Raw genomic sequence first — 21,839 nt, forward strand, 5'->3', positions numbered from 1 at the left:
AAGCTGTTTCGTTTCAAAAACTTAGCTGTCATCCGCCAAAATCGAGAGTTAGAGATTCTTCTATGTCCCACCGCGTAATTCGGCGTCAGTGCGCCGCCAATTACGCCACGGATTATAGGAGAATATCATGGCAACTTACAGGAAACGCGGAGACACATGGCGCGTCGAAATCCGCAAACAAGGCCACTATCTGTCTGCATCCTTTAGCACAAAAGCCCGCGCGGTGGAATGGGCCACGCTCAAGGAAGCCGAGATCATGGAGGGGAAACTCACCAAGATTGCAGGTGACATTCTGGTTGGCGATGCTTTCCGGCGCTATGCCGAAGAGGTATCCCCGCTAAAACGCGGCATGCGCTGGGAGGTTATCAGGCTCACCTCTCTGCAAAAGGATGAATTGGCCAAGGTGCCAATGAAATTCCTGAATACCCAACACATGGCCACGTTCCGGGACAAACGGTTGAAGGAAGTGTCACCGTCAACTGTGAACAGGGAACTGAACCTGATGTCCGCCGTCTTCACGAAGGCACGCAAGGAATGGCTGTGGCTCCTCAAGAACCCTATCCACGACCTTGACCGCCCCCGCCAGCCACGCCCCCGCGACCGACTGATCTCGCAGGGTGAAATCGACCGGGTCATACTGGCGCTCGGATACTGCGACCATCGGCCTGTCCGCACCAAGAGCGAACTGGTTGGACTGTTCTTCCTGTTGGCAATCGAGAGCGGTATGCGGCTCGGTGAGATGTGCAGCATGGATAGTTCGTCCGTTTTCTTGGAAAAGAAATATGTGCAGCTGAGCCGAACCAAGAATGGGGATGATCGACAGGTGCCCCTCTCGCCTCGTGCGATAGAACTGTGCCAGCAGTATCTCGACACATATTTGCAGGTAGAGTCCCGCGTTGCCTCCGCACTGTTCAGAAAGGCAGTTGCAAAGACGGACATTCAGAATCTCCGCTTCCACGATACCCGCCATGAGGCAATTACACGGCTAGCACGCAAGCTGGACGTACTCGCCTTGGCCCGCGTGGTGGGGCATCGGGATATCAAAAGCTTGATGATCTACTACAATGAGAGTGCAACGACGCTGGCCGCGAAGTTGGCATAGTGGCATATACCTAGCAATTGTTGTTGCCTATACCGTTCTTTGAACCTCATAGGGAGGACAGTCTTGTCCAACTTCCTCCCTATGTATGATCCTCAAAGTCGCCATGTGAAGGTTACAATGGATGAGCGTCAGACACTGTATTGTTTCGCCAACTCAAGGCTCTTTTTTGATATACCAATATACCAAGCATTCATCCGCTTATCCCACTTTCGACAAGCGACAAACGTACGCCAGTCGAATTCATAAACAGCTTCCAAGGTCCAGTCCAATCGCAGCTTAACAACCAGAAGATATTCAAATAGCTGCTTATTTTTGTCTTCTTGGTCAGGATAGATCGTTCCGGTCTTCTTTGCATTGCATACTGTTTTTATTGAATAGCGCTCGCCCTTTCTCGAAAGAGCATCAACATTGGCAGTGCCAGTGGCAGCCGGCGTTAGATTTGGGCAGCCTGGGGTCTTTTTGAAGAAGTCGATGACGAGTTCTTCCCCCATCTGGCCGATCGTAAAAGCTATTCCTCGATCTCGCATTTCAACATCAACCGCTGCCCGCAACCTGACAAGATCGGCATCTGCGATACGTGCTAGTCCATTAAGTAGTGATTCCGCGCCATCAACTGACATGCAAACGAGCTTCCTTTTCAAACTAGTACCTTCCTCCAGCATCACGAGAAGCTAGAGAAGTTTGGGTCCAGCTATTGTGCCTGAGGATTCGAGCGAATTTCACTAGCTAATCGGGATGTCTCAAATTGCATGAATGTAATGCAGTTATGTATTACATCTTCCATTGGCAGCCTCTCTGCGCCCCTAATCGCACATTCCCATACTGTTAAAACCCGCCAGTTTTCTTCATTCAACAACGCTATGACACGCCTATCTCGCTCACGATTTCCGGTGATCTTATTTTCCCAAAATTCTCTGCGTGTTGTCGGCAACTTGAACTTATTACAGTCATGACCATGCCAAAAGCATCCATTCACAAACAAACACACTCTATATTTTGGAAACACTAAGTCCGGGCTGCCCGGTAAGTCTTTCCTATGAAGTCGGAAGCGAAAGCCTCGCGCGTGTAGCTCACGCCTAACCATCAGTTCAAGACGAGTATCTTGTCCCTTAATCCTACGCATATTGAACTTGCGTTGCTCTGGTGTAAGAACATCAACCACGCTCACCGACCTGATTTTGGCGGGCGCCCTCGCTTACGTTTTCCGACTGTGCTGTTTTCAGGCTCCGCACCCTTCGATTTGCGGCGATTCTGATTAACTGTTGCCATGGCCAAGGCCGTTTCTAGGCGCGCAGGAGCTTTAGTATCTGGCGTCCATGCTTCGGCTTGCTCAAAGAAGTCCTCATCACCAATTTCTGAAGCAAGTAGATCTACATCCATATCAACCCTGACGGGCAAAGGAAATCTTACAACTTGACCACTAACAATCCCCTGACCTGGGCCAAAACCAGGAACCATCTTTGCGTCTGCGTCAGTAAGATTCTCCATAATTGTTTTCACAAATGCTTGATCCCTCGGATTTACGAGACGCAGGATCAGATATGAATTGCACTGTGAGACAATAGTTTCATCGAGGCGGCTCGGACGTTGAGAAATGAGCATCAAGCCAGTCCCAAATTTCCTTCCTTCGGTAATAATACGTCGGATCACCGGAAGGGAAGGTGCATCCTGAGTGCCCTCTCTTACGGAAGGGATAAAGGTATGTGCTTCTTCAACGACCGTCATAAAGGGAGCAATTCGCCCAGTTAAATTTGACCGAAACTCAAAAAGAGTCTCCATAGTGATAGCTGCTATGGAGCATTGTGTGACATGGTCATAACCACCCAGATACAATATCGAAACTTGGCCTGGCCTGATAATCCCTTCTGGTTGGCTGAAAGGGCTCGGAAGCGGCTCAAATGGAAAATCCTTCAGCTTAGAACTTTTTCTCAGTTGCTCACTGGTTAGTTGCATCCGCTTGAGCTTGTCCAGAACAATTCTGAAGCTTCGGCGTGCCGCACCAACTGTCCCTTTCCAATTGCCTGTACCAGTTCCGGCTGGGGCACTAGTTCCTGTGATATCTCGTCCGATTTGATCCAACAATCGCTCAATATACTTGAATGCAGGCTCGGCTTCGTCAGCAGCCTGCCTGTCGTAAAGGGCGCTTACATAACTCATTTGAGCCTCGGTGAACCCACTGGTCATTTGCGACACAAGCTTTGTGATCAAATCTTCACCATCTCGCTGTACCAGAAGTTCTGGGAAAAAGAGCTTGATTTCACATCCGGGCGCTTCTTGCCGCAGCAGTTCCCGACACTTCACAAGCCCAATATAGTCACCATGTGGATCGAGTATAAGCAAAGGATAATGATGAGCTATCAGCGCTCTTATAATGCGACGAGCCGCTACTGTCTTGCCGCCGCCGGTCATAGCCAAAATAGCCAAATGCCTTGCTACAAGTCTGGGCGCAGAGAGTGTTACCGCAACATCGGAACGGGCAATCAGCGATCCAATATGAACATTTCTCTCACCATCGCGTCCGCCAACTAAAAGTTGTCTCACAATTTCTGCAGGAGGGTGCCAAACCGAGGAGGCAGGTTTGACAGGATATGTTAGTGGAGAAAGTCTCGAAAAATTGTTTTCCGGTGTCGTACCAAGAATAAGACAAACTGCTTCAAGCTGATCCCGCGTACCAGATAATACCGTATCTTCGAGCGAAATTCCTTCGCCCGCGATTTCTTGCGCTGCTTCATAAGGGAAAAACGGATTAAAGCGATGGATATCTGTAACCCTAGCCCAAACATATACTCGATCAGGTGATGTTTCCCGATCTGCAGGCACCTCCATGCGCATCGCGACAATATCGCCCACTCGAGCCTGAAATTGCTTCAAAATAAATGTAAACTCAGAAGTGCCGGCATTGCCAACGACGGTGCCAACTTTCGTCCAGCCATTTCCTTCCTCTGTCACAGCTATCTCCCCCCAACATGATTTCAACTACTTGTAAATTCCCGGCCGCAGCAAGAATTCTCGTCCAGAGCCACACAGCATTCGCCGAACGGCATCAAAAAGCCTCATATCTTCGTTCTCAAGAGCGGTCCGCATAGTACGAACGACCGTATGCGTGTTAATGGGTCGGCTCATCCAGTTAGGAATTCGGGCAAACTTGTCTACGATGTCTAGTCCGACAGGAAAGGCATATCTGGGCAACAACAGAGAACAATGTAAGACTAGCGCGGCAATCTCATTGAAGCGAGCCCTATCCTTTTCGAAGATTTCGATGCGGATGGGGGCCGACCACTCGGTCGCCTGCAAATAAAAAACTAGCGGTTTTGGGTATTCTAGGATTTCTGCTTTCCAAGCCTCCGGCGCACGACGCGCCTCATTACGGTCAATGATTACCGGAAGCAAGGCTTCTCCGGGCTCAAGAACACAGCGAAACAACAAGGAGTCCGTAATACGCTGCCCTTCAAAATCTTCATCCCCTGAAGGATCTACTGCATTGCGAAACCAATGCTTCCATTCAGCGGGAGGTACTGGCAGTAGGTCCCGGATGAGTTCATCTTCGAGGCTGTCCAGAACGGCCCGACATACCGACGTAGTACTACTCTCTCGTTCAACAACACCACACACCACGGTAGAGGATGTTTCAAGAAGCTGTAGTTGACGCAAATGGACGCTGATAAAATTTCGTTCTCGCCCTGTTCGTCCCTGCTCTCCTTCGGGCAGAAATTTTTCTATTGCAGCACTAGAAAAGTCTGGGAAACGATGTCGAACCCGACCGTCCTGCATCACGTCAGTGTAACGGGAGACAGGATTAACAAGGGCGCCGTGGACTAAAAGCCAACTAAGGTCAGCATATCTTGATAACAGTTGGACCGCACCAGCTGCCTCAATTGAAATTCGTGCAGCATCCCTTAGCGCTCCGACATCGGGAAAAGAGTCGCCAAAGACCCCCGCACCTTCATAGGCATATAACTCCCCGATGAGACTCTTTAGCGTTATGAAATCTTCGCGCTTATCACCAGAAATACCTGGGATAACGGTATAGCCCCCAACCCGCGCCGCGATTGGCGCAGAACCCAACATTGAAAGATTGGCAAGACCGCCATCCACAAAACCTGTCCGCTGCCCCTTGAGCGTTGACCAAAAAGCACTGTGGTTGCGTTCAACTCGCACAATGCCACCCGTCTCAAGTAGTATTCGGCGGAGCTGCGTAGCCAGCGCATCAACAGTTTCCATAAACCGAAACTGTGCAGGTGCCGACAAATCCCCAGCCGCCTTAAACATGCGCTCCATAATATGGGGGCTACGAATCTTTTCATGTATGGTTTTTGGTTTGCGCGACAGATTCGGTTCGTCATCTTCCGGCATAGGGGGAATGGTAATTTCGTGCCCGGCCTGTCCTTGCTCCTCTGAGGACCAGTCCATGGCTGGGCAATGCAAGGAGAGGTCACCAAAGGGTTTTTCCTCCTCATAGAACCCTGCCATACTTCCGCTGAGTAGCCGCTCCACTATCGCTGCTACGCCCGCATGAAGAACACGCTGGTGCTTTTTGGAAATGAACACGATAGTAACGGGATGCGTTCCATCATTGCTGGCCACTGAACGGATAAGAACGAGATCTTTGCAATCCAGCTCCGCGAATGCGTCGCCATCAATTTTGGTACCACCTAACCGCCAATTTTTGCCACTTTTTCCGAGACGCCGTGACGAACGCACCACTATTCCATTATAGACGCAAACACAGTTCAGATCGCATCCACCCTTTGCAACTGCTTCTGGAGATAGTAGATGCTGCGCGAGAGTGGAATTAATATTAATAGCCCGCTGCTTACTTGTCGCTGAAGTGCGGTGTGCAGCAAACAATCCCAAGTCCGACTCCGTTAGTGATCGAACGATTATAAACTCGCGTCTACCCGCCGCAACCTTCAAACCTCATCTCCCCCCAGCGGCTACTTCTCTTGGTGAAACCATCAATGCGGCATTAATTTCTTTCAGGAGATTGGCGCCTATTGCTTTTGCGAGCAAAGGAGGTACTGCATTGCCAATCTGTCTGAACGCAGGATTCATGGTACCAAAAAAACGAAAGCCGTCTGGAAACGATTGAAGCCGAGCCGCCTCCCTTACCGAGATGGTGCGCGCTTGTTGGTTATCATAATGAATGTGGCTGTAACCGTCTTTACCGAGGTGAGCCATTAACGTCCTCGCTGGTTTGTCAGCCTCCATTTTGCGCCACTTATTAGGAAACTTGGTATGATCATAGGGAGGAACAATCTCCGCTCGCAGTGTATTCCACTCCTCCGAGTCGACTGACGGAGCAGAGCCAAGTTCAGCGCGCTGCGTAAGCGCTTCAGCAAACATTGCTTCGGCCACCCTATATGCTTCAGGGTATTGATCTCCGGGTGAGAGGCGCGCAAACAGCTTGTAATCCCGAGGTAAGTATCGGATCACATGGTCTTTGAGAGCGACGGGGGCAGCGAAATTCACCCATTCACGCATACACCGGGCGTAATCCGAAAGTTCATCGGATTCAGGGTAAGGAATTGGTACGTCAAACCGCCTAGCACCACGCTTCAGTCGACCATTTGCAAGCTCGTCCATCGCGTTAATAGGTGGCAAGTCGGAGAGGGCCTGCCACGCCGTGACTGCTGGAGGAAGATCTGCATTTGCTTCGGGGCTGGGTCGCCAGAAGCAGTCAGGTCCATGAGTATCGCTGCGAGTTAACAACTTCATTGCGACCGCACGAGTTCCTTCATAACCAGCAGGTAATTCGATCTGGTGGGTCGGAGGAGGGAAGCTGACAGTATTCATCACCTCTTTACGGACGGCGATTAAAAAGGCTCTGTCCCGCATCTGTGGCACTCCATACATCGCTGCATTTAACAACGTGTAGCCACATACATAGCCAATGCTGGACAATACCTCGCAAATTTCATGCGCGATGTTGTGCCCGCCAAAATTTAGCATATCTGGCACATTCTCAAGAACAACTGCTAAGGGCGTACATGCCTTAACGTAATCGATATACTCAATATAAAGCCGAGAGCGAGGGTCATGTCGGAATGCCTCGGGATGATCAGCAACTTCACGTAATTTAGATCGTCCTACGCGGGCGAACGCTTGGCATGGAGGACCACCCACAATTACATCAAACGCCGAAGCTGGCTCACCGAGCTTCAACTCGGCAGTCAATTTCTTCGGCGGTGTGCGAGTAATATCTCGGGCCTCTGAGTGGCAGGGCTTACCTGTATGGAAGTTTTCACCATGAGATTTGGCAGCATGGGGATCAAGCTCGATAGCTGCCGAAATTTCGTAACCAGCCGCTTGAAATCCCAATGAGAGCCCACCACATCCAGAAAACAGATCCAGTACCCGCGGCTTCCCACCCGCTTGTAGGCGAGCTATCTTCTGGCTAATCAATCTCACGTTAGTGACGCCGCCAGCATTGGCGGGGATCAGACGGCCCGAAGTCCTACCGTTCATCTGTCCTCTCCCATTACCTTCATTCACGAAACATATCCACTTGCGCTGCGAATTTTTCCCGATCAAGGTGTTCTCGTACCAAGCGAGCTATCAAAGTGCTCTTCTTGTAACCTCGCTCATCACAATATGATTCAAATCGCCGCGCCTCTTCTCGAGACAGAAGCACCGAGATTCTCGTCGTGCCAATTTTGCTGGTTTTCTTACTTTCCATAATGCCAAACATATCTGAGCAAATTTCCCATCTCAACACAAATGCGCACTTTTGCTCATACAAACACATTGTTACTGATATTTACTCAATGCTTCACTCTGCTTTGTGACAATACGGCACGTAGCTGATCGCGGCGGAATTGAAAATCGGGCCCTTTGGGAGACTCAAATTTGACTCGAATGTCAAAACCGGCGACATGCTCACCAGCTTGAGTGGTCATATCATACCCTGCAATCCAGGACGCAATTTCATCACAGGATGCGAAAATAATGCGAGGCGATCTATTCGGAGATAATCGCTCTCGCACAAACTGCTTCAGGCTTTCCCGGCGGGCATCGCCCGGCACCACCATCCAGACTATCGAAAAACCGGCATCAAGTGCCTTTTCGATGTTGGAAAGCTCGTATTCCTCACGATTTGTGACGGACACCTCCACCGCAATGCGAAGCGCATGCCCGAACAGCGCGATGTCGATGCGCTTATCGTTCGGCAGTACATATTCAATTGCAGCCGCAAAGCCGTGCTTCTTAGCTATTGCAGCAATTTTATTTTGAATGGCACGATGGCCAGACGGCTCGGCCTCAGTGGCGGTGTGGGCAATCTCTGGTGCTTCGGTCGCAGGCTGCGGCTCGGTTGCAGTTTTTGGCTTTGGCTCCTCGGGCACATAGCACACCCTGTCCCGGTTTCTTCCGCATAGGGATGCCTGCTCGTCAGCAGTCATACTCTCCTGAGCTTCAAGGCGTCCAAGCGGGATGTCGATTTTGAGAGCATGCTGCGTCTGGTTGCGCACCGACAATGCAAACTCCGCCTTGTCGTCCCTCTTCCGCATCGATAGCAACATATCGGCGGACGTGCGCATATCCGCCGCCAATACCTTGGCATCCTTGTCGCTCACACCCCCAGCAAACTTCACACTGGTGTTTGCCGCCAACACCGCATTTAGTCTCCCCGATGTCTGCGCTAGGCTCTGGTGCGCCAAGGTCAGGCCAAAATTATACTTCCGTCCCTGCACCAGCATCGTCTCGATGGTTTCGTCAAAATAGTCCTGAGCCTCATCCACATAGAGAAAGGTGGGAGTGCGTTCATGCTCCTGAAGCGTGGCACGTTCGATGATCGCATGTTCAATCAACGACAACACAAACCGTCCAAAGATGGCGGCACCGTCAGCCTTCAGAAGGTCCTTGGCCGTGTTCACCAGAATGATGGAACCGTCATTCAGCGCGTCGAAGAAATTGATCTTCGACTTCGGTGCTGAGAACAGCCGGTCAAATGTGGGAATGGACAGCACCGTATAAAGTCGCTGCTTTATCTGTTGCCGCGTCGAGCTGAAGCCACCCCTTGAGAATTCCTGCTCAAAGAACCTCTTGGCTGTGGGATCAAGCTGCTGGATGTAAGTCTTGAATGGCGCCGGATTGTCCATCAGTTCGATAAGTGTGTGAATGGTGGCTCCGTCGATGGTCAGCATCAGGCGAGCGAGATAGCGGAACACTGCACCCTGCTTGGCCGTCAGTTCCGCCCCTAAGAGTGAGCCGAAGAAGCGGCCATAGATATCCACCAGTGAATTGAAGGCCAGTTCCCGCTGGTGAGGCGTGTAACTCTCTAGTCGGTCAAGACCGGCGTCAAACAAATTGAGCGCGGGCGGATGTTCGATATCTGCGGGATCAATGATGATCAGACGTTCGCCAAGCGGTCCCGCAAACTGCTTGAGGTTCGACAGTTTGCGGATGAGGTCACCCTGACTATCCACAACCACCAACGAGAGTTTCTCTTGAGCCGCACTTTCGATGTCTCGAAGTAGCATATATTGCAGGAGCTGTGTTTTGCCGTGCCCTGTGCCGCCGAGCACATGGGTATGCTCAAAACGGGTTGCTTGCGCCACCGCAATAACCACTTTGTCATCGAGGAAGGCCAGAAAAGGTGTCCCGGCCAGATAGGCTTGAGCAAGCTTGTCGGGATCTTTGATGGTGGAGGCTTCAGGGGATTTGCCCCCAGCCTGCTCCAGATTATGATCAAACCGATGCTGCAGCCGACGAAATAGGTTTCTGTCTGTCAGATCCTGATCGAAGAAGGGAAGGATCATTCCTTCAACAACAGCGCCGCAGTGGGGAATGCTAGCCAGCATTTCAGCATCAAAGGTCTGTACGCCTGCCCCTGTGCGATCAGGATTACGAAAGGGAACCGAGTACAGGCTGTTTAGCGATACCGTAAACGCATCCAGCATTGCCTGATACGTGCCTTTGAAATCCTTCATCAGATCAAGCTGTGTGCGCAACAGGGCACGCAGATCAAAATGCTCTGCAACTGTATAGGACGTGTCCCAGTCTATGTGGGGCAGGACAAACAGGTCTTCATAGTCGATGACTTGAGCGACCAGCTCGGCCAGCTTCTCTCGGTGCGCATGTTCCTCGGACAAGCCAAAGGTATCAGCCAGGTCTCCGGCAAGCATGAGGACAAGGCCAGCCCTACCCATGGTATCTTCCAAACCCTCGCGCTCCAGCAGGAACTGCACTCTGTGGTACAGGAACCATGTCTTCCGCTCTTCGGACGGACGGAACAGGCCGTTCGCAAAAGCATGGAACCGCGCGGCAATATGAAGGCTCATCAAATGCCCTCAATAATCACCCGTCGCGCCTCTTCTTTGGGAAGCGCCTTGATGGTGGAGCGGACCTCGTCGTCCCAATGTTTAGCGCCCTCCATCACTTGCCGCAGGAAAGAGCAGATGGTCTCAAGCCACGCTTCCTTGCGGGCGAGGTCCACCACACTCTCACAGGTGAAGTACCTGCCGTGCATGAGGTCACGCACATAGATGGTCTCGCGGTTCTGATGGTAATACCAATAGCCATACCCGCATCCGCCGAGCAGCCCCAACATGACTGCCATCATGCCGGAGTAGGACATGGAGAAAACAATGATCCATGCAATGATAAAGATGCCAAACGCCCGCATGCAGGCTTTCTTGAAAAGTTTCGGCTGATCGGAATAGATCAGCACAGCCTCGTCAAAACGGTATTTTTTGACCAGTTCGGTTTCCTCAGCGTCAAATTCCACTTTGCCAAATAGCTTGAATGCAACACGACCAAGGTCGCTCGACGTCTGCGAGCGCTTGAACAGCAAATCCATGGTTACCCCCTGCCCATATGTTAGCCAAGGAGCGAAGATTATCGCAAAAATAGATAAAATTCTACTTTTAGGAAATTCTAGGCGGTAGCGTCACAGCACTGAAGGGGCGAGACGGCACGCCATCAATCATAAGCTTCAGGTAGACGTTGTGGTTGGGGAGGTTGATGAGGTCTTCCTGGCTAATATCTGGATAGAACTCCCGTGCCATATAGGGAGCATCCTGCGCACCGACGCGGAAGGATATCAGTGTGCCCACATTCCCTAAAATGGCGGCCCGGATGCTTTCAGGGATTTGGTGCAGATGCTGGTGCGCCAAGATTAGCCCCACCTTCATCTTGCGGAGCTCAGATACCGCATTGGCAAAGCTATCGGTGGCAATGTTCTGGAACTCATCGGCATAGATGAAAAATGGCTCACGCATATTCTCTGGCTGGTCCGCCCGGCTGAAGGCTGCGTTGGTGAGCATGGTGACGAGAAGTCCACCCAGTAGGGAAGAGGTATCGTCGCCAATACGGCCTTTGGCTAGGTTGACGATCAGGATTTTCCGCTCGTCCATGATGCGCCGGAAAGACAGCGGCTTCTCCGGTGCTGTCAGCACGCGATATAGCATCGGATCGGACAGGAAGGCCCCCACCTTGTTTAGCACCGGTCCGAGTGCACTGGCACGATTGAAGCCACCAGCTTCAAAATCATGTTCCCAAAATCGCTTCACCTGCGGATTGGCAATGTGGGGTACCACAGACTCTCGAAACTGATCATCCGTGAACAGACGGGGAATATCGACCAAGGTCGCGCAGTGTATGTCCAAAAGGGCCAGCAGCGCGTTGCGCAGAATATGCTCCATGTTCACACCCCAACTATTGCCGGCCCATTGCTTCTTGAACACCTCCAATACGCCGGACGCCACGAGTGGCCGTACATCTGGAGATACGCGTCGCAGGGGGTTGCAGCCATATAACTGGTACGGGTCAGTGGCGTTGAAATAGATCAGGTCGTCGGAACGAAACAATGGAATACGGTCCGGTATACGCTCCGCCAGGTCCCCATGCGGGTCGAGCAAAACCAAGCCACGACCGGCACGGACATCCTGTTGAACCAGATTTTCAAGGAGCGTAGTTTTGCCGGCACCCGTTTTGCCTATGATATAAATGTGGGACAGACGGTCGGGCTGCTTGATGCCGAAGCGCTTCTGTTGGTTACGAAAATTTGTCCTCGCAAAATGAGAAGCCCCTGCTTCGTGGTATTTCATTTAGCTATTGTGTTTGATGAGAAGCAGTAAAGCTAGGCGCCTCACTTGCGAATTTATTACAACTGCCCCAATCTCGCTGTCGAACTGCTAGTATTGAATGCTTTCTGGAAAACAGAGAGTTCCTAACTGGCATTCTCGACACGGCATCGGAAATTACTTAGCTCAATGACAATTTTTGAGGCGGCGACCAATGCTGCTGGGTTTTTGTAGCATTTCGCCGAAGGAGACGTACTTGCCGCATTATAAACCCGCCACAATTGGTAATACCGCCCTACTTTAAGAGCTTTCTCGAACTCTCGTCGTGACCATTCGAATTGCCCATCTGTGCCGGTCGTGGATTTCACCTCGATCCAAAGTACATGCCCATCTTGATCCACCGATTTGATATCGTGGTCCGCGCCGGGATTATACTCGGAAGTCCAGACGACTAAATCTTCGGGGTTTGAATAACCTAGTGCCCTGACCCTTTCCAACTCCATTTGGTAGACGAGCTCTTCGCCCCGACGCCCGACAGAACGGTCTCTCTCCACGTCTTCCGCAGTCGGAGGGGTCCAAATACTCCGCTTGCCGCCGCTGCGAGGGCCACGACATGTGTCCGAGGGCTGCCCGCCGATACCTGCTTCAGAAACCATTAAAGAGACATTCTCTATATCTGGTAACACAAGAGACGAAGAAGAGGACACTTTAGGGTCGCTTGACTTCGGCTTTGAGGGAGAGCTCGTCGTCATTTCTTGGTCGTCCACAAACCTGTTGGTTTCGTCAGAGTCATCCGCTCCAACACCATCCATCACATGGAGAATTATCTCTTCTCTCAAATCATCATTTGTATCATCTGATGGCGGGGCATCACAGTCCAGCGTCGCGCTATCTTGCTGTAAATCTATCCCCATTCTCTGCAAGTAGACGTATATGTCCTCGCTCTCCCGGGATAAAAGCAATGGCAAAATCAAGCTGGCAAATACGCGCATCTGAGCAGCATTGACCGCCCCAACCAGTTCAGCCAACGACTGCGCAAGAAGTTGTTGGCAGTCGAATTTTGTTTTTGGCCTAACTAACCCAATGGTGCCTTTCAGCACGCCACATTCCGCCTGAATTTTTACAAGCTGCCTGCCAACTCGATAAGCTCGATGGATGGTTTCATAGACGCCAATTTCATCGATATCGTGCATCCGACGTTGAAATTCTTCATAGGCTGGCAAGGTCGCTTCAAAGCCATGTTGTTGGCGTCCGGTCAGTTCATATATAGCCCGTATAAAAAGTGGGCGGTGGATACCGGTGAGCAATGACGCATGCTGTTTTGCATGAAACCATATCGGTGGTTGGGAGCGGTCGCCAAAAGACAGCTTTCCGGCGCCCGCGACAACACTAAGTAGTTGAACGCTCATACTCCCAAGAAAATCTCGCGAATAATCGCTCGGATCAGCGATGCCCAAGTCGCTGTCCGCTTCTATAAGCACTTTCGCCAATTGGGGAAAGTCTGCTTCCACGAAAGTGCTCTCCTTGACATGAGCACGCGAGAAAAGTCGCCCCCTACAATCCAACAAGCAGCAGATGTCATCCCCAAGTTGCTCAGGAAGGCCTGCCGCACCCCGAATGTTATATGCCGCCATCAACTGACGACGATGCCGGGCTGTAACGCGCTCTTTTTGACCGTACATCTCGTGGATGCTCGTTAAAAAAATAATCCAGTGATCTTCGCTTGGAGCGTTTCTGGCCCCGAGATCAACGTAGGCACGCTCCAATGCCGGGCCTGACCTGAAAACGGGAAGCGCTTCATCAAGAATCGAGGGAATATTGTTCCCAACTAATATATCTTCCGGCGAATGGTATCTATCACCAACCCACAGAATCGGCTCATCCACCGGCAATTTGAAAGACTTTCGATTTCGTAGCCAAGCGGACGCCAAAGCAGAGTAAAATAGATCTGCCTCGGGAGGTGCTTTTCCTAATGCACGCTGTGACGATAAAATTCCAATCAATGTCTCCGGCGAAGGTGCTTCCAGAACTCCGAGCTTGCGATAAAGCTCTTTTCTCGTACCTGCCACGATTCTACTGTCGTCATTTAATATTCTACGGTTTTTCGTGGTATCAAGATGCAAACTGATCGGCGCTTCAAGTTTTCCCGACCGGCTGCGCAAGAAACAGAGGTCACTAAGTGAGGATACCAAAGATGGCCTGAGGAGAGCCATGTTATCGGCCAGAAAGGCCTCAAATCGCTCTGCATCCGCTGGACGGATTCCCAGAGAGTGAGCAAAATTAAGCACATCCTCACCATTTATATTTTTTCTAGCCCCTAGCCGTTTCAAAAGCTTCGAATGCCGGGACAGTTCTTTTGAGGGCATATTTACCGTAGGGGAAAAAAGCTTCGCCAGGCCCCCTTTTAGAGAGACAATTTCGGACGGGACAACCCACTCGCCCCGATGATTTTTCAAAACCGGGCTCGCCTTGAGCGTCGGCAATATTTTGCGTGCCAACACTATGTTGCCAGATAGCAATTTAGCATAGAGCGCTTCACGTTCGACCGGGTCTATATCTCCATCTATTGCACGCTGTGCTGCATCTAATATCCAGCTTTGCTCGTCAAATTTGCGACAAAGGCGAGCGATTGCTTGGTGGTGGATTAGATTAGGGTGAAGTCTATTTTCAAGCGGCTCTGGACAGGCATCCCAGATCGTATCGTCTACCAACACCAGTTGGTTTGCGGGTTTGAGTTTTCCGGACGCCGTTAACGTTGATGGGGAGGCTTCAAGGTCCACCCGGCTGGGCTTGGAAATATGTCTCCACAATTTTGTCAACGCCTCAGCCATCCGCTCTTGCGTGACTACCTGAGATAGAGCCGTCACATGATTAACAAAGTGGAAATTGGCCTCACTGTTGCCGACTTTCGTGGATAGGCCGTCGGCATCCTCACCCGCACACCTCAAGCGTACCAGAGAAGCCACTGTAAATGGTTTTACGCCAGATTTGCGCGCCAGCGTTCGAACAATTTCATCGGCCTGTAGTGAAAGGGCTAGGTATCTCTCATTGCTCAAAAACCCTTCCAATTCTGGGAAATCTGGCGACACAAGTTCGGAAGCGACAGCATATTTTTCCGGTCCTTTGGCGCTTAGGACGGGCCAACATTTCTCTTTAGCCAAAAGCACACCCAAAGCCTCAGCATATCGGCTAGGCGAACCTGAAGATTCGCAAACCACTGCCTTAAATGCAGCAGCGCCGAACCGGCTAAACCAATCTTCTCTGATCAGATCGATAGTAAATTTGGCGGCTTGCTCCTGAAGCCATCTATTCCATTCGCTCTCGATCAAGCTACTCCGATCTGCGTCGAGGTCGAATGGTGCACTCACGCTTGCCGTACAACCAGTGCGGCTATCAGGTGTTTGCAAGGGGTAATAGAAATTCCCAGTTTGGCTAAGGTCAATTTTTTTTCGGGCAATTGGTAATGAAACACCGAGGTATATTCTTCCATTCCGTCGGCGATAATAATCCGGGTAAGAGTTGTCCGAGAACTTTGCAGGTATCTCAAGGATACGCGTAAATTCGAGTTCTTCGAACTTACGGGTTGTGTCCGGTCCATTTTTTTGAACAACCTTCAACTGCCCTATTCGGCGAACCACAGATACTCCGCGCATTCGACAGCGTACAGTTTCGGGTTTCTGTCGCCATTTAATCGAGCGCCCCAATCGAGTGGAACTGAGTGTGAGTTCACGTAGACCAGTTCGTCGTCCTGTCAGGGCCAACTTAATGAGAGTTGCGAGCACCCCTCCCGCCATCGCATCAAATGTTCGCCTCTCCGTATCAACGCGAAATGGCTCAAGCTTTTCGAATTTGCTAGTGCGAAATGGAACTTTGAGACGCACACCGCGCCCGCCATGCCCAATATCCTTGGTCCTGCCCGTCAACAGCTGGGGTAAATCCAGCAATGCCACCTGACCATTGGAGCGGACATAGATCTGATCGCCGAACAAAAAAAGGGAGCGGAGGCCAAAGTTTTTGGATCCAATCCCGTTGGCTTTTCGTGAGATTTGCCCATCCGCATCGTCGCCGACAACTCGACCGGTGCCTACTATAACAGACAGTCGCTTCCATCCGTCGGTGCTGATTCCGCGACCGTTACCGGCCACGTCTAAAGCGTCGGCACTGAATTGCACAGTTAGCTTATTGCCACCTCCATCGAATTCATTTTGAACCAGTTCCCGTAGAACATCACTTGGCTGGTGACCCGCAACAAACTCATCGACGACACTCGCACCGATCCTCGTTCGCAGACTATTACCGAAATCGGGAGGGCTCCATGTATCAATTGACGGCTCACGGAAATCAGCCTTAAGACCACGCAAGCCAGCTACATCCCCATACTCGAGATCGACGTCTGGTTTTTCTTCTGCAGTACCCGCTACATTCCCACTTGCGCTTTTATGCACCATAACACCCCCCTAGACATACAACTTGTAGACATTAGCCATTCCACTCGAATAGTAAAATAGGTGTATGGAGGTATTATAAGTTCTGACACTGATTGCATCAGTACTCAGATCATTGAGCTACGGTGCAAAATCGATGGGGAGTGGGAATGTACTACAAATTTATCGGCGGCAGTGAAGATGCACTCTTAGAAATTTTCACTAAGGCTGTTGCAAACGGCTCTGTAAAGTTCACCCCCGCGCACAGCTTCAACGATCCTTTTGAATTCAAATTCGCAAACGTAGCCCCAACACGAGCGACATTTGATCGTTGGCACAGTATCCATGCTCCCCATCGCACCAAGGACGAACTCGAAAATGCTTGGCGCAGCCTCTCTGGTCCAGCGAAGAGTTACACTGCAGCTTTTGAGCCACGCTTACAACTGATGAAAAACATTTACGTGCTGTGCTTGGCGGGCCGGTGGGATAGCCATTTGATGTGGGCACACTATGCGGCTGAACATCGTGGCTTTGTAATTTGCTACCGACCAGAACTGATCACTACTCTCGCAGAAATGCCAGACCATGCGGGTGACGGCAATGTCACTTATAGCGACAAGGTGCCGGAGATGCGCTGGTTCTCCGGCGATCAAGACGCAATGGCCACTGCCATCCTTACAACGAAATCGTCAGAATGGACTTACGAGCAGGAATATCGCGTATTGAAACAGGGGCCCGCGGGAAGTAGCGCAATAATTAGAGCCGTTGATCCAAACCTAATCGCCGGTGTCATTCTTGGAGATCGCGCCCCCGATAAGTTGGCGGAAAAGGCACTGGGTCTCCAAAAAACTCGAAAGGACTTCACAGTTGAAAGGATCGGCTCAATGTCCAATAGCTATAAAATGATAATGCGGCGAGTAGAACCAAATGTACGTATATTCTCCGGCTCTCTTTGAGCCACCTGTATAGAATCAAGCACCCCAGCCCCGCCCACGCACTCCACCCACACAGACTTTCACACAGTGAGGTACGGTATGGGGTATCAGCGTCCCTTGAGCAATTTTTCCAGTTCCACAATACTAACCTTTAGCCCGTCTAGCCGGTCGAGTTCGGAAAGCCACTCTGTCGGGCAGCCCATAGTAACAAGACGGCGTTCTAGCGCCTTGAAGCCGTTTTTACACCGGAATTTCAACATATTTCCGGAGAGCGTGAGTTCGGAAAAGATTAATCTGACGAACAGCTCCTTTTCCGCTGAAATCGCCGAAATATAGCAGGAATGCGCGTCGTTCACCCTCTTCTATCTCGACCCGCCTTACTATGGTGTCGAGGATTACTATGGCCGCGACCTGTTCAGCCGAAATGAATTTGCCAAAATGGCTACCCAACTCGAAGGCATCAAAGGGAAGTTCATTCTGTCCCTCAACGCCACGCCGGAAGTGAGGGATATATTCAAGGCATTTGCGGTTGAGGAAGTCCCTGTGAACTACACGGCCTCTCACAAGGTCACGAAACTGGCCCGAGAGTTGATCATCTCAAACTGCGCAGAAGATTTCCGGCATGTAACTATGAAGGAGGCGCAGAATGGATAAGCCGTGGCCCCAACCGAGAACTGAGGAGCTGCTCACCTCCATCCTCGAAGAACTGAAGTCAGCGAAGATGCCCAAACGGCTCTGGTCACTGGACGACATCGCCGCCTACCTCAACCGTTCGAAAAACACGGTGCAACAACGGGTGGCCTGCAAGCCTGATTTCCCTGACGCCATCCGCATCCCGACGAGTGCCGGAAAACTCGGCCCTCTCTGGTACGAGGATGAGGTGAAGGCCTATGTCAAACGGCATCAGAAGAAGTGACTACCGAGTCAGCGACACAGGGTGCGGTGCGCAAGCGTCGTACCCTTTCGCTCATTGCGCTTGCAATCGAGTGCGCCAGAGACATAATGCCAAAAGCACTGCGCCAAATGCGCGCCAATGGGCACTAACTCGTTGATTTTTATAAGGTGATGGTGCCCCCGGTCGGACTCGAACCGACACTCCCGAAAGAACCGGATTTTGAATCCGGCGCGTCTACCAGTTCCGCCACAGGGGCCTGTGGGATGGGCTTTTTCAAGCGCCGTGCATCATATACAGCTTCGCACACGCGTCAAGCGCGGAAAAGTGAGAATGCGTGATTGTATTTCGCCCCCCTCATTGCTAACCATCGCATATGAGATGATCAAGGAGCGGGCATGCTGAGAAAGCTGTATGACTGGACGCTGGCGAAGGCGATGAGCCCGCACGCGGAAAAATGGCTGGCGGGCATATCCTTTGCGGAAAGCAGCTTTTTTCCCATCCCCATCGACCTGATGATGATCCCGATGATTTTGGCTCAGCCCTTCAAGGCCTTTCGTCTTGCCACGATTACGCTCGTGGCGTCGGTGCTGGGCGGGGTAGCTGGCTACCTGATCGGCGCGCTTCTTTTTGAGACCATCGGCCAGCCGATCATCGACTTTTACGGCTACAGCGCGCAGTTCAGGGAGTTCCAGAGCTATTATCAGGAGTATGGTATCCTCATTGTTCTGGTGGCGGGATTTACGCCGCTGCCCTTCAAGGTGGTAACCATCGCCAGCGGCGTTGTCGGCATGAACCCTTTGGTGTTTTTCCTCACCAGCGTCCCGGCGCGTGGAGCCCGGTTTTACCTTGTCGCCGCGCTTTTGTGGAAGTTTGGCCCGCCGATCCGCGAGTTTATCGAAAAGCGCCTTGGCCTTGTGCTGACAGCCTTTGTGGCATTGGGTGTCGCCGGGTTTGCCGTACTCAAATACTTATAAAAACAGATACCGGACAGAAGGATACACCATGGCCCAGAACCCGCTTTCCCTGCCCTCACGCGACCCGGTGTTGTTCGCGGGCCTTGTGGCCGCGGTATTGCTGGCGTCTGCTTTCGCCTTCCAGCTGGCCGGTTACCCACCGTGTGAGCTGTGCTGGTGGCAGCGCTACCCCTATATAGCGGCGGTTGCCGTGGCGCTGCTGAGCAAGCTTGTGAAGGCCCTGCCGGCGCAGCTTGTACTTGCGATGCTCGCGCTTCTGTTTGCCACCGACGCTGGCATCGCCGCCTTTCATGTCGGGGTTGAACAGCTATGGTGGGAGGGGCTTGCTTCCTGCTCGGCCTATGTTGATATGTCCGGCGATATGGATGCCGCGCTTGATGCGATCATGAAGGCGCCCATCGTGCGCTGCGACGAAATAGCATGGTCCTTGTTTGGTATCTCGATGGCGGGTTATAATTTCCTTATCGCCCTTGGCATGACCCTCTTTATTGCAGGTAAAATTGGGGCTGGGAAAGGTCGGAAAGCATGATGACCAGGCAAACGCACAAACCGGTGACGGAAAAAACAACGCCCGCGCGCCCCCTACCGGGGGACCGCGACTATAAGGCGGAAACCGACCGCATGATCCGCGTTGATCACGCGGGCGAATTCGGCGCCGTCCGCATTTATGCGGGCCAGCGAGCCATCCTTGGTGACAACCACCCGCGCGCGGGTCTGTTCAAACATATGTATGAGCAGGAAGAGGTGCATCTGGCCCGCTTCAACAAGCTGATCAACGAACGCGGCGTGCGCCCGACCCTTATGGCACCCTTCTGGCATGTGGCAGGCTTCGCCCTTGGCGCCACCACCGCGTTTCTGGGCGAGAAAGCCGCCATGGCCTGCACCGCCGCGGTTGAGGAAGTAATCGACGGGCACTATCAGGAACAGCGCGACAAACTTTCAGCGCGGCAGGAGCATGCCCGCGATATCGAGCTTGAAGAAACCATCGAAAAATTTCAGGCGGAAGAGGTGGAACACCTTGAGATCGCCAAGGCCCACGGCGCGGAAGACGCCACGGGCTACCCCGTGCTTTCCGGCCTGATCAAAGCCGGGTGCCGCGCCGCCATCTGGATCTCGAAACGGGTATAAAATCGGAGCGGCCCACCGCAAGTTTCAAGGCATGCGGCCTTGGGGCCGCATGCAAAAGGCCTCGCCGAAGGCGGGGCCTGAAATATCCCAGCGCACCGCGCCTACTGCTCCAGCTCGGCGTCCCAATAAAGAAAATCCCGCCAACTTTCATGCAGATAGTTTGGCGGGAATTGTCGTCCTCGTGCGTGAAGCTCCTGATTGGTGGGCCTATGCGGCCACCGCATGGGGATCATGCCGGCTTCCTCCGGTGTGCGGCCACCCTTGCGCAGGTTACACGGCGCACAGGCGGCGGTGATATTGGTCCAGCTGGTGCGCCCGCCATAGGTGCGCGGGATGACATGATCGAACGTCAGGTCGTGTGTCGAACCACAATACTGACACTGGAATTCATCGCGAAGGAAAAGGTTGAACCGTGTGAAGGCCGGGTAACGCGGCTGGCGCACAAATTTCTTGAGCGCAATCACACTCGGCAGGTTCATCGCAGTGGAGGGTGAACGCACCTGGCGGTCATATTCCGACAGGATGCTGACGCGGTCGAGGAAAACCGCCTTAAGCGCCGTCTGCCAGTTCCAGAGGCTGAGCGGATAGTAGCTGAGCGGCCGGTAATCGGCGTTCAGTACAAGCGCCGGGCAGCTCTCCGGCGATGGTAGTAGGGGTGCAAAATTGACACCCATATCTCTGTCCCCCTGACCTATCGTACCGGGAACCGACGCCAACCGCCGGTCCCGCCCAATTGGGCTTCAACTCCGACATGTCTGAGAATCAAGATACAGTGTTACGCCGTGATGACAAAGCACTATCTTGTGCCGAATCACGTCAAACAATCGATGAATCGAAGCGCTCTAACCCTTCAGGCTCCGTCAAATGTCGCCGCCCAGCGACCCTGCATTTCCTCGCCCGTCAGATGGTCAACATTCTGTTGCAGCAACCAGCTATAACCAAAGGGGTCCGCCACCATGCATGAAAGATACCCGTAAAACTGTTTCTCTATCTTGCGCATAGGCTCAGCGCCAGCATCCACCGCGCGCTGGAACGCTGCTTCCACGTCATCCACTTCTACTGTGAACTTGACCGGGCACCCACCAATACTCACCGGGCTCAACGCACCGAAGTCAGGGTGTTCGTCGGCCAGTTGCAGCAGTGTGTTGCCAATTTTGAACTCGGCATGCCCCACCACCCCGTTCGGGTCTACAAGGCGGAACTGTTCCTCTGCGGCGAAGGCTTTTTCGTAAAAAGCCAGCGCCTTTTTTGCATCCTTGACAATCAGATACGCGGAGACAGCGTTCATCGACGCTGCTTTTGCTGTGCTGTTCTGACTCATGGCATCATCCTTCCTTGTTGTGGCGAATAATTTATGTTA

At 52.1% G+C, this 21,839-nt stretch carries 19 protein-coding genes and 1 tRNA gene; 7 read left to right on the forward strand and 13 right to left on the reverse strand.

Features of this window, described 5'->3' with window-relative positions:
* Positions 1-127 precede the first annotated feature (127 nt).
* Positions 128-1,102 carry a tyrosine-type recombinase/integrase gene (locus OEU85_RS13305; RefSeq protein ID WP_262691990.1) on the forward strand — a complete coding sequence of 325 codons (975 nt, stop codon included), beginning with the start codon at positions 128-130 and terminating at the stop codon, positions 1,100-1,102.
* 128 nt (positions 1,103-1,230) lie between these two features.
* Here OEU85_RS13305 and OEU85_RS13310 read toward each other — a convergent pair whose 3' ends face one another.
* The 9 genes from OEU85_RS13310 to OEU85_RS13350 all read right to left on the reverse strand — a co-directional run bounded on the left by OEU85_RS13310 (position 1,231) and on the right by OEU85_RS13350 (position 16,571).
* Complete coding sequence (locus tag OEU85_RS13310) at positions 1,231-1,722, reverse strand: hypothetical protein (RefSeq protein WP_262691991.1); 492 nt, start codon at positions 1,720-1,722, stop codon at positions 1,231-1,233.
* Positions 1,723-1,793: 71 nt separating this feature from the next.
* Positions 1,794-2,270 carry a very short patch repair endonuclease gene (locus OEU85_RS18625; RefSeq protein ID WP_394805422.1) on the reverse strand — a complete coding sequence of 159 codons (477 nt, stop codon included), beginning with the start codon at positions 2,268-2,270 and terminating at the stop codon, positions 1,794-1,796.
* A complete protein-coding gene (locus OEU85_RS13320; protein ID WP_262691992.1) occupies positions 2,267-4,051 on the reverse strand; it encodes an ATP-binding protein in 1,785 nt (594 codons plus the stop codon). The genes OEU85_RS18625 and OEU85_RS13320 overlap by 4 nt, the downstream gene beginning before the upstream one ends.
* A 27-nt stretch (positions 4,052-4,078) precedes the next feature.
* Positions 4,079-5,956: a DNA double-strand break repair nuclease NurA gene (locus OEU85_RS13325; RefSeq protein ID WP_262691993.1), complete on the reverse strand. Its 1,878-nt coding sequence runs from the start codon at positions 5,954-5,956 to the stop codon at positions 4,079-4,081.
* Between the two features lie 63 nt (positions 5,957-6,019).
* A complete protein-coding gene (locus OEU85_RS13330) occupies positions 6,020-7,567 on the reverse strand; it encodes a DNA cytosine methyltransferase (protein WP_262691994.1) in 1,548 nt (515 codons plus the stop codon).
* Between the two features lie 296 nt (positions 7,568-7,863).
* Positions 7,864-10,380: a type IV secretory system conjugative DNA transfer family protein gene (locus tag OEU85_RS13335; RefSeq protein ID WP_262691995.1), complete on the reverse strand. Its 2,517-nt coding sequence runs from the start codon at positions 10,378-10,380 to the stop codon at positions 7,864-7,866.
* Positions 10,380-10,898, reverse strand: coding sequence for a hypothetical protein (locus tag OEU85_RS13340; RefSeq protein WP_262691996.1), 519 nt, complete (start codon positions 10,896-10,898; stop codon positions 10,380-10,382). Before OEU85_RS13340 ends, OEU85_RS13335 begins: the two co-directional genes overlap by 1 nt.
* Positions 10,899-10,965: 67 nt before the next feature.
* Positions 10,966-12,147, reverse strand: coding sequence for a type IV secretory system conjugative DNA transfer family protein (locus OEU85_RS13345; protein ID WP_262691997.1), 1,182 nt, complete (start codon positions 12,145-12,147; stop codon positions 10,966-10,968).
* 122 nt (positions 12,148-12,269) lie between these two features.
* A complete protein-coding gene (locus tag OEU85_RS13350) occupies positions 12,270-16,571 on the reverse strand; it encodes a DUF3883 domain-containing protein (protein ID WP_262691998.1) in 4,302 nt (1,433 codons plus the stop codon).
* A 146-nt stretch (positions 16,572-16,717) separates the two neighbouring features.
* Here OEU85_RS13350 and OEU85_RS13355 point away from each other — a divergent pair, with 146 nt between their 5' ends.
* Positions 16,718-17,503, forward strand: coding sequence for a DUF2971 domain-containing protein (locus tag OEU85_RS13355; RefSeq protein WP_262691999.1), 786 nt, complete (start codon positions 16,718-16,720; stop codon positions 17,501-17,503).
* 86 nt (positions 17,504-17,589) lie between these two features.
* Here the strand turns inward: OEU85_RS13355 and OEU85_RS13360 are convergent, their stop codons facing one another.
* Positions 17,590-17,838, reverse strand: a complete 249-nt coding sequence (locus OEU85_RS13360) for a hypothetical protein (protein WP_262692000.1) — start codon at positions 17,836-17,838, stop codon at positions 17,590-17,592.
* Between the two features lie 82 nt (positions 17,839-17,920).
* Here OEU85_RS13360 and OEU85_RS13365 point away from each other — a divergent pair, with 82 nt between their 5' ends.
* Together OEU85_RS13365 and OEU85_RS13370 are read left to right on the forward strand one after the other, a co-directional pair.
* A complete protein-coding gene (locus OEU85_RS13365; RefSeq protein WP_262692001.1) occupies positions 17,921-18,136 on the forward strand; it encodes a hypothetical protein in 216 nt (71 codons plus the stop codon).
* Positions 18,129-18,398 (forward strand): hypothetical protein, encoded by a 270-nt coding sequence (locus OEU85_RS13370; RefSeq protein WP_262692002.1) that lies wholly within the window; start codon positions 18,129-18,131, stop codon positions 18,396-18,398. Before OEU85_RS13365 ends, OEU85_RS13370 begins: the two co-directional genes overlap by 8 nt.
* A gap of 150 nt (positions 18,399-18,548) precedes the next feature.
* On the opposite strand, the gene OEU85_RS13375 is transcribed toward OEU85_RS13370, so the two are convergent.
* Positions 18,549-18,633, reverse strand: a tRNA-Leu gene (locus tag OEU85_RS13375).
* A 139-nt stretch (positions 18,634-18,772) separates the two neighbouring features.
* On the opposite strand from OEU85_RS13375, the gene OEU85_RS13380 reads away from it, so the two are divergent.
* Genes OEU85_RS13380 through OEU85_RS13390 form a run of 3 tightly spaced genes read left to right on the forward strand, consistent with a single transcriptional unit; the run spans position 18,773 to position 20,479 of the window.
* Positions 18,773-19,351, forward strand: a complete 579-nt coding sequence (locus OEU85_RS13380; protein ID WP_262692003.1) for a YqaA family protein — start codon at positions 18,773-18,775, stop codon at positions 19,349-19,351.
* Between the two features lie 28 nt (positions 19,352-19,379).
* Positions 19,380-19,880 carry a disulfide bond formation protein B gene (locus tag OEU85_RS13385; RefSeq protein ID WP_262692004.1) on the forward strand — a complete coding sequence of 167 codons (501 nt, stop codon included), beginning with the start codon at positions 19,380-19,382 and terminating at the stop codon, positions 19,878-19,880.
* The gene (locus OEU85_RS13390; RefSeq protein ID WP_394805430.1) at positions 19,880-20,479 is read left to right on the forward strand and encodes a demethoxyubiquinone hydroxylase family protein; all 600 of its coding nucleotides are present in this window, start codon (positions 19,880-19,882) and stop codon (positions 20,477-20,479) included. Before OEU85_RS13385 ends, OEU85_RS13390 begins: the two co-directional genes overlap by 1 nt.
* 101 nt (positions 20,480-20,580) lie before the next feature.
* Here OEU85_RS13390 and OEU85_RS13395 read toward each other — a convergent pair whose 3' ends face one another.
* Together OEU85_RS13395 and OEU85_RS13400 are read right to left on the reverse strand one after the other, a co-directional pair.
* Positions 20,581-21,153: an HNH endonuclease gene (locus tag OEU85_RS13395; RefSeq protein ID WP_262692006.1), complete on the reverse strand. Its 573-nt coding sequence runs from the start codon at positions 21,151-21,153 to the stop codon at positions 20,581-20,583.
* Between the two features lie 176 nt (positions 21,154-21,329).
* Positions 21,330-21,800: a VOC family protein gene (locus OEU85_RS13400; protein WP_262692007.1), complete on the reverse strand. Its 471-nt coding sequence runs from the start codon at positions 21,798-21,800 to the stop codon at positions 21,330-21,332.
* Positions 21,801-21,839: the final 39 nt, after the last annotated feature.

Origin of the sequence: Kordiimonas aestuarii (assembly GCF_025574465.1) — a bacterium.
Taxonomy (GTDB): domain Bacteria; phylum Pseudomonadota; class Alphaproteobacteria; order Sphingomonadales; family Kordiimonadaceae; genus Kordiimonas; species Kordiimonas aestuarii.